Origin of the sequence: Rhizobium sp. UBA1881 (assembly GCF_002338015.1) — a bacterium.
In the GTDB taxonomy this organism is placed as follows: Bacteria; Pseudomonadota; Alphaproteobacteria; order Rhizobiales; family Rhizobiaceae; genus Rhizobium.
In genome coordinates this window covers 1-8,691 of sequence record NZ_DDHH01000108.1, presented here as the reverse complement: position 1 = coordinate 8,691, position 8,691 = coordinate 1, and the positions used below count along the sequence as shown (strand labels likewise).

The window sequence follows — 8,691 nt, the reverse complement described above, 5'->3', positions numbered from 1 at the left end:
CGAACAGCCCGGCCAGTGCTACTACCGCGACGAATATGGTCGCCGCTATATCGACGATTGCCGCAGCTGATCCTTCGCCAAAACCTTTCAAATCCCGGGTCTCTGGCCCGGGATTTTTGTTTTTTTCCGCTAAATCAGCAATCATGCGGTTTAAAACGGTACAACAAAATGAATTTTGCCGCTAAGGTCGCATCAGGCCGGGGGGCGCAGAGCTTAAATCCAGTGTAACCAAAAAGCGGCGGATGCAGATTAGACGGAAGGCACCGAAACCGGGTATTGCGTATCGGCGAGCAGGCATCGTGACAATGGTCGCGGTGGCGACTGCGTTGTCACCGGCACTCGTGTCGAATGCTTACGCCTTCAAGCTTTTCGGGATCAACTTCTTCGGCAAGGACGATACGGACGCCAACCAGGTGCCCGATCCCGTTCGCTATGAGGTGACGCTGACATCGGATGCCGATGATCCCGACCTCAAGGAGGCGCTTGAGAACAGCTCGCGCCTGGTCGGAGACAAGGAGCAGCCGGTTTCGGGCGATCTCGGTGTCGTCGTCAAAGCGCGCGACGATCGCGAACGGCTGATCGCGGCCCTTTATGAAAAGGCGCGCTATGGCGGTGTGGTGACCATCACCGTCGATGGGCGCAATATCGACGACCTGCCGCCGAACCCCACTTTCAATCGCTCGCGCCCGGTGCCCGTCAATGTCAGCGTAGCGGCCGGGCCGGTGTTTCATGTGCGCGAAGTGCAATTCGGCGGCGACGCGGCCAACCGCAATCCCGCCGATTACGATCTCGGGTCGGGCGCTTCGGCCGGGTCGCTGACGATCATCAAGGCGGGCGACAAGATCGTCGAGCAGTTGAAGAGCGAGGGACGGCCGCTGGCCAAGCTGACCACGCGCAAGGTGGTGGCCGATCACAGGACCGATACTGTCGATGTCGTGCTCGCGGCCGAGGGTGGGCCGGTCGCGCCGATCGGGACGGTCGGCGTCACCGGCGCAAAGGCGGTGCGGTCCGATTTCATCGAGCGCTATTCGCGCATCAACAAGGGCGATCGCTATTCTCCGGAGGCGCTGAAGAAGGCCGGCGAGCGGCTGCGGGCGCTTGGCGTATTCTCGAGCGTCACCATTCATGAGGGCGACCAGCTGGCCGGCGACGGCAGCCTGCCGATGATCATCGAGGTGTCGGAGGGCAAGCAGCGCTATTTCGGCGTCGGCGCGCAGTATTCGACGATCGACGGTTTCGGCGTCAATGGCTACTGGGGCCACCGCAATCTCTTCGGAGGCGCGGAAGGGCTGCGCGTCGAGGGCGCCGTCGGCCGTCTCGGGGATGCGACGGCTCTGGGCGATCTCGATTTCTCGGCGGGCATCACCTTCACCAAGCCCGGCGCCTTCGTGCCATCAGGGACGCTGATCGCCAGCATTCTTGCCAAGACCGAAAATCCCGATGCCTATAGCGCCAAGCTGGTGACGGCATCGCTCGGCTATTCCTACGAACTCAACGATACCGATACGTTTACCGGTGCGGGCGAAGTCAGCTGGGAAAAGGATGACGACGCGTTCGGGAACAACACCTACCTGACCTTCGCGGCCCCCCTCCAGTTCGATCGCGACGCGCGCGATAACAAGCTCGATCCGACATCGGGCTACCGGCTGATGGGCAAGGTGACGCCGAGCTACGAGGCCTATAACGGCACGTTCTTTTCCGCCTTCGAGGGTTCGGTGTCGGGCTATTACGGCCTCGGCGCCGAAGACCGGATCGTGCTTGCCGGCAAGCTTTCGGCCGGGTTCCTGCTTGGCGCCGACGATCTTGTGAATATTCCCGCCACCCGACGCTTCTTTGCTGGCGGCGGTGGGTCGGTGCGCGGTTACGGTTATCAGGAAATCTCTCCCTATAACGCCGCCAACGAGGCGACGGGCGGGGCTTCCTTCATGACCGCGTCTTTCGAGACGCGCGTGAAGATCACCGACACGATCGGCATCGTGCCGTTTATCGATGTCGGGGTGGTCTCCGCCGATGTTGCGCCCGATTTTTCGGATATCAGGGCGGGTGCCGGTATCGGCCTGCGCTACGCCACCCCATTCGGGCCGATCCGGCTTGATTTCGCCGTTCCCCTCAACAAGTTCGAGGGTGGAACGGATTACGGCATTTACGCTGGCATCGGTCAGTCGTTCTAACGAGGTTCAGGCTCGCAGCGAGATTGCGATAGCCGCGCAGAAAACGGGATAGCTCCGGGTCCATGCTTACGCTGACGAACATCTTCAAGTGGATTGCCCGACTGCTCGGTTACGGAGCCGGCGTTCTCGTCATCCTGCTTGCCGTGGCCATCGGCATCTTCGGCTTCACCGGCTTCGGCGCCCGCATTCTGGTCGACAAGGTGACGTCGACGATCTCCAACCGCGACATGACCATCAGGGTGATGGACCCGCAGGGGCTGCTGACCGGCGGCCTTGGCGCTACCCGCATCGTGCTCTCGGATACGCGCGGCACGTTTGCCGATGTCGACGGCCTGTCGATCAACTGGAATCCTTTGGCGCTTTTCACCGGGCGCTTCCATGCGACGCGCCTGGAGGCCGATGCAATCCGCGTGCTGCGTAAGCCCGTCCGCACATTGCCGTCGCGGCCGGCCGCGGAAGGGGAGGCAAGCGGCGGTTTCTCGCTGCCGATCAAGATCGATATCGATCAGATCTCGCTGCCGAAGATCAGCCTGTCGCAGCCCCTGATCGGGCGCGCCTTCACGCTGTCGGCCGATGGCAGTGTACGCGCCGACTCGAAGGGCGGCGATGCAAATATCACGGTTCACCGTCACGACGTGCCGGATGCCAAGCTGACGGCCGACGTCGCCTTTCTGCCTGAAAACAGTCAGCTGACGGTCAAGGCCAAGCTCAACGAGCCCAAGGGCGGGTTGCTCGCCGGCGTGCTTGCCTTGCCGAACAATCCGGCCGTCGAGATCAGCCTCAATGGCGATGGTCCGATCTCCGACTGGAAAGCCAAGTTGCAGGCCTCGCTAGATGGCCAGCAGCGGGCTGCGATCGAAGCGCATCACACGCTGACGCCGGACCAGGCTCTGCATCATGTCGAGCTCAAGGGCGGCGGCGATCTGAGCTCGCTGATGCCGGCGGCGTTCCGGCCGCTCTTCGCGGGGCAGACGAACATCGATCTCGCGGCGAATTTCGACAATGCCGGCAAGATCGATATTCAGACCGGCAATGTGGCGACGGGCGCCGTCGTGATCGCCGCCTCCGGCACGCTGGACCCGAAGGGCAAGAACAGCCTGAATGCGAACGTGCTCGGCACATCCGGGCCGGTCGATTTCCGCTGGCCGCTGGCGGAAGGCGAAGCGCGCTTCATGATCACGGGTGTCAATCTGGCGCTGACGGGGGATGCCAAGGCGTCGCGGCTGAATGCCAGCGCGTCGCTCGATACCGCCGTGCTGCCGCAGGCGACGATCGGCAATGTGAAGCTGACCGCCAAGAGCGACAACTTCAATCTCAGCGGCAGCTCCGGCGCCGTGCAGATCCGCCTTGTCGCCGGCGACATGACCTTCGCCAACCCCGATATCAACCGAGCGGTTCAGGGGCCGGTGACCATCGTTCTGCCGCTGCAGATTTCGCCGGCCGCGATCGGCTTCAATGGTGCGACGATCGAAAGCGCGTCGGCGAATGCAAGCCTTAATGGTGCGTATCAGCTCACCGACAATTCGCTCACCGGCAATGCCAAGCTGACCGTGGAGCCGCCGGCAATGCCGCCGGCCGTCGCGGCGCGGTTCAAGACGCCCGTGACGATAGAGACTCAAGTCGCGGGCACCATTCCCGACAAGATCAATCTGTCGAACCTCAGCATCAAGTCGGACCTCACGGCCGCGACGGGCAATGTCGTCCTCGATGGAACGACGCTTGATGCGACGCTTGCCGGCCGCGTGCCCGATATCAAGCCGTTGCTCGACACGGCCTCGGGCGCTGTGACCTACAGCCTGAAGGCCGGCGGCGATCTCTCCGCGCTGGCGCTTTCGGCCAATCTCAACGCTCCCGCGATCGACATGGCCGGGCGCGGACTGAGCGATCTCGCTGTGGCATTGACCGCGACCGCTGATCCGAAGGCACCCAAGGCGCAGGTGAAGGCGACCGGCAAGATCGATGGCCAGGCGATCGACATCAGCACCGACGTGCTGTCCGAGGGCGGGCAGACGACGCTGCCGTCGATCAAGGCCAATGTCGGCAACAACAGTCTCACGGGTCACGTCGCGCTGTCCGAAAGCTTCGCGCCGACGGGCGCGCTGACATTCGACCTGCCCGACCTCAGCCTGATTGCGGCGCTGGCCGGCCAGAAGGCGGAGGGCGATCTCAAGGGATCGGTCGACATTACAGACGATGCCGGCAAGATCGGCCTGACGGTGGCGGCGACGGGCAGTGGCCTGAAGCAGGGCAATTTCGCGATCGTCAACCCCAATGTCGATGTCACCGTCACCGATCTCTCGGCCTTCGCGGCAACCGGGGCAATCAAGGCCGACGAGGTCGCGTCCGGAACCAACAAGATCGATAGCCTGGCGGTGAATTTCACGCAGCTCGGGAACCGCACGAATTTCAGCCTCGACGGCTATTACGACAACCATCCGCTGGTGGCGGGCGGCGGTGTCGAAACCAATGCCGGCACGACGCTCGTTCAGCTCGACCGCTTCTCGGCCAAACCGCACGACATTGCGGTGGATCTGGCCGCGCCATCGCAGCTTTCGATCACTGACGGTACGGTGACGCTCGATGGTCTCGAGATCAAGACCGGCGATGGCGCGATCAACGTGACCGGCTCGGCCGGCCAAGCGCTTGATATCAATGCCGTGGTCAAGCAACTGCCGGCAAGCCTTGCCAACAGCTTCGTGCCCGATCTCGATGCCGCGGGCGCGATCTCGGGCAAGGTCGCGGTGTCGGGCACGCCGGTCGCACCCGTGGCTGATTTTACGCTCGATTGGAAGAACGCCGCGACCAGCCAGACGAAGGGGGCCGGGCTTTCCGCGCTCGCGATCGGCGCGGATGGCAAGTTCGCGGACAACAAGCTCGATTTCAAAACGGATCTGAGCGGCAAAGGCGGCGTTTCGCTGAAGGCGGCCGGTAACTTCGTGACGGGAGGGCCGAATGCGCAGTCGCTGCAGGTCGATGCCGATATCGTCAACATTCCGGCCGGATTGGCCAATGCCTTCGTGCCTGGGCTGAATGCTGAAGGCGCCATCACCGGCAGCGTCACCGCTTCGGGCAAGCTGCCGGCGCCGGCGCTCGATTTCAAGCTGAACTGGAAGAACGCGGCCACCAGCCAGACGAAGGTCGCCAAGCTCTCCTCGCTCGGGCTGACGGCGAGCGGCAAGCTGGAAAACAATATCCTCAATTTCAACGCGAATGCCGGCGGCAGCGGCGGGTTTGCGATCAAGGCCGATGGCAGCTTCGTCGTGACAGGCACTGACGCGCAGACGCTGAAGGTGGACGGCACGCTTGCCAATATTCCGGCGGCGCTCGCCAACGCCTTCATGCCCGATCTTGCCGCGCAGGGCATGATATCGGGACGCTTCGGCGCATCCGGCAAGTTGCCGATGCCGGCCGCGCAGTTCCAGCTGGATTGGAAGAACGCCTCGACCAGCCAGATCAAGGCGGCCAGCCTTTCGGGCGTCGGCGCTTCGGTCAACGGGACGTTTACGGACAATACGCTCACCTTCGACAGCAACGTCTCGGCCACCGGCGGCATGTCGGTGAAGGCGGCTGGTAATCTCAAGCTTCAAGGTTCGGCGATCGGCGATCTCAAGGTCGATGCGACGTTGAGCGGAGTTCCGGCCGGTCTCGCCAATGGCTTCGTCGATGGCCTCGGCGCCAGCGGCACGATTTCGGGCACGGCTTCGGCATCCGGCACGCTGCAGCAGCCGAAGGCCAGCTTCGATCTCGCTTGGGCCGACGTCGCGACCAGCCAGACGAAGGCGGCGAAGCTGCGCGCCATGGCGCTGGCGCTCAAAGGGACGCTTGAGGACAAGGCGCTCGATTTCACGACGAAGCTCGACGGTCAGGACGGTGCGGCGCTCGAGGCGGCGGGCAAGGTCGGGATCGAGGGGACCAAGCCGACGACGATCGAGGCCAATGCGACGCTCAACAACCTGCCGGCAGCGCTTGTCAGCAGCTTCGTGCCCGACCTCGATGCCGGCGGCATGATCTCGGGCACCGCCAAGGTTTCCGGCGCTCTGCCGCTGCCATCCGTCGATTTCAAGCTCAACTGGGCGAATGCGACGACGCGGCAGACCAAGAGCGCCAACCTTTCGGCGCTCAGCCTCGACGCAACGGGCAAGTTCGCCGACAACAAGATCAATTTCGACGCCAATCTGGCCAGCAACAGCAAGACATTGCTTAAGGCCAAGGGGACGGCGGCGCTGGTTGGGGCCAACATCCAGGGGCTTTCCGTCGATGCCGATATCACCGATCTGCCGGCGAGCCTTGCCAACGGCTTCGTGCCTGGCCTTGGCGCCGAGGGCACGATTTCGGGTCGGGCGAAGACATCGGGAACGCCGGCCAATCCCGTCATCGACTTCAACCTCGATTGGAAGAACGCGGCAACGACGCAGACGCGGGCCGCCGGCGTCGGTTCGCTGTCGGCCAATGCCAACGGCAAGCTTGCCGACAACAAGCTCGACTTCACCACCAATCTTACCGGCAACAACGTGGCGCTGAAGGCGGCGGGCAACTTCGTGGTTGCGGGCGCCAATGCGCAATCGCTTGCCGTGAAGGCCGACATATCGAACCTGCCGGCGGGCCTCGCCAACGCCTTCGTTCCGGGGCTGGCCGCCGAGGGCAATATCTCCGGCACGGTCGCTGCGTCAGGCAAGCTGCCGATGCCTGATGTCGACTTCAAGCTCGATTGGCGCAATGCCGCGACCAGCCAGACGCGGGGCGCGGGCGTCTCGCCGCTTGCGATCGGCGCGAACGGCAAGCTCGCTTCGGGCCGGCTCACCATCGACACGACAGTTACCGGCGATGCCGGACTGTCGCTGCGAGGCGGCGGCAATCTGGCCATTTCAGGGAACCGGGCGCTCGACATGCGCTTTTCCGGCAACCTGCCGTTTGCCGTTCTCGGCGCGCAGCTCGCGGCGCAAGGGTTCGTCGCGGAAGGCAACGCCAACTTCAATCTGCAGGTCGGCGGAACGGCTGCGGCGCCCGTGATCAATGGCACGGTTGCCACCAGCGGCGCCAAGGTCATCGACGTCCGGCGCAATCTGGAGATCAACAGCCTGACGGCCGATATCCGCTTCGACGGGCAGCGCGCGGTGATCTCGCGCCTGACCGGGCAGCTCGCGAGCGGCGGCAACATCGCGGTGACCGGCGATGTCGGCATTCAGCCGGCGGCGAACTTCCCCGCTAATATCGATGTCCGTCTCAACAAGGCGGTCTATGTCGACGGCACGCTTGTCGTCGCAACGGTCGACGGCACGATCGGGCTGCGTGGACCGCTTCTTGCCAATCCGACGCTGAACGGCAAGCTTACGCTTGAGAAGGCTTCGATCACAGTTCCGGAGAAGCTTCCGACATCGCTGCGCGAGATCGATATCCGCCACAAGAACGCGCCGAAGGCCGTTCTCGCTCAGATCCGCGATACGACGCAGGAAGGCGCGAGGGGCAAATCGAGTACGCTCAATCTGGATATCCAGGTCGATGCGCCCTCGCAGATCTTCGTGCGCGGACGCGGGATCGACGCCGAGCTCGGCGGCAGCGTGACCATTCGAGGCACGGCGTCCGTGCCTGTGGTTTCCGGCGGCTTCACCATGCGTCGCGGGCGTCTCACCATCCTCAACCGCCGGCTCGATTTCTCCGACAAGAGCCGCATCACCTTTGCCGGCGATCTGACGCCGGCGCTGCAGATGGCGGCGACCTCGACCTCGGGCACGACGACGCTGACCGTCGATGTGGCGGGACTGGCGACCGACCCCGCCATCACCTTCTCCTCCTCGCCGGCGCTGCCGCAGGATGAAGTGCTGGCGCAGCTGATCTTCGGGCAGTCGATGTCGAAGCTCTCGGCTATCCAGATCGCCCAGCTCGCCGATGCCGTCAGCCAGCTTGCGGGCGGGCGCTCGACCTCGCTGTTCCAGGGATTGCGCAACCAGCTGGGCGTCGACGATTTCGATATCAGCACCGATGCCAACGGCCAGACCAATGTCGGTGTCGGCCGCTATCTCAACGAACGCACCTATATCGAGCTGCAGCAGAACACCAAGGACGGCGCCAAGGCGATCATCAACCTCGATGTCGGGCGCGGCGTGAAGCTGCGCGGGGCGGCCGGTGCCAATGGCGCCGGCGAGGCGGGCGTGGTGTACGAGAAGGAATATTGAGGGTGGGGGCGTGGGGCCCCCGCGTTCACCTCTCCGGCAAGCCGGCTTTCCGGAAGCCATCGGCGAAGTGTTGTCCCACATCTGTGTCGCGCAGCGGCTGGGAGTTGAGCCAATGGTCGATCGTGAAATGGGGATGGGCGATCAGGAACAATTCTGCTTCCCGGTGCGCTTCCTCGTCGTCGCCCAACTGCGAAAGCGTCGCGGCCAGGAATTTGCGTGAGTTTGTACGATAGGTCTCCTCCCTGCGCAGGGTAACCTTCGCTGCCTGATAGTCGTGCGCGGCGTACTGCGCCTGACCGAGATGACAAAGGTACCAGCAGGCTGGGTAGGGATTGAGCCGCAGGGCT

At 63.7% G+C, this 8,691-nt stretch carries 3 protein-coding genes and 1 pseudogene; 3 read left to right on the top strand and 1 reads right to left on the bottom strand.

Annotated elements, in window-relative coordinates; genetic code table 11:
• The 3 genes from B3605_RS12960 to B3605_RS12950 all read left to right on the top strand — a co-directional run.
• The coding region (locus B3605_RS12960) for a hypothetical protein (RefSeq protein ID WP_296434359.1) at positions 1–185 on the top strand (185 nt) is incomplete at its 5' end.
• A 57-nt stretch (positions 186–242) separates the two neighbouring features.
• Positions 243–2,171: an autotransporter assembly complex protein TamA gene (locus tag B3605_RS12955; RefSeq protein ID WP_183795257.1), complete on the top strand. Its 1,929-nt coding sequence runs from the start codon at positions 243–245 to the stop codon at positions 2,169–2,171.
• 62 nt (positions 2,172–2,233) lie between these two features.
• Positions 2,234–8,344, top strand: coding sequence for a translocation/assembly module TamB domain-containing protein (locus B3605_RS12950; protein ID WP_112943805.1), 6,111 nt, complete (start codon positions 2,234–2,236; stop codon positions 8,342–8,344).
• A gap of 25 nt (positions 8,345–8,369) precedes the next feature.
• Here the strand turns inward: B3605_RS12950 and B3605_RS12945 are convergent.
• Positions 8,370–8,691: pseudogene (locus tag B3605_RS12945) on the bottom strand (adenylate/guanylate cyclase domain-containing protein); the annotation flags it as partial.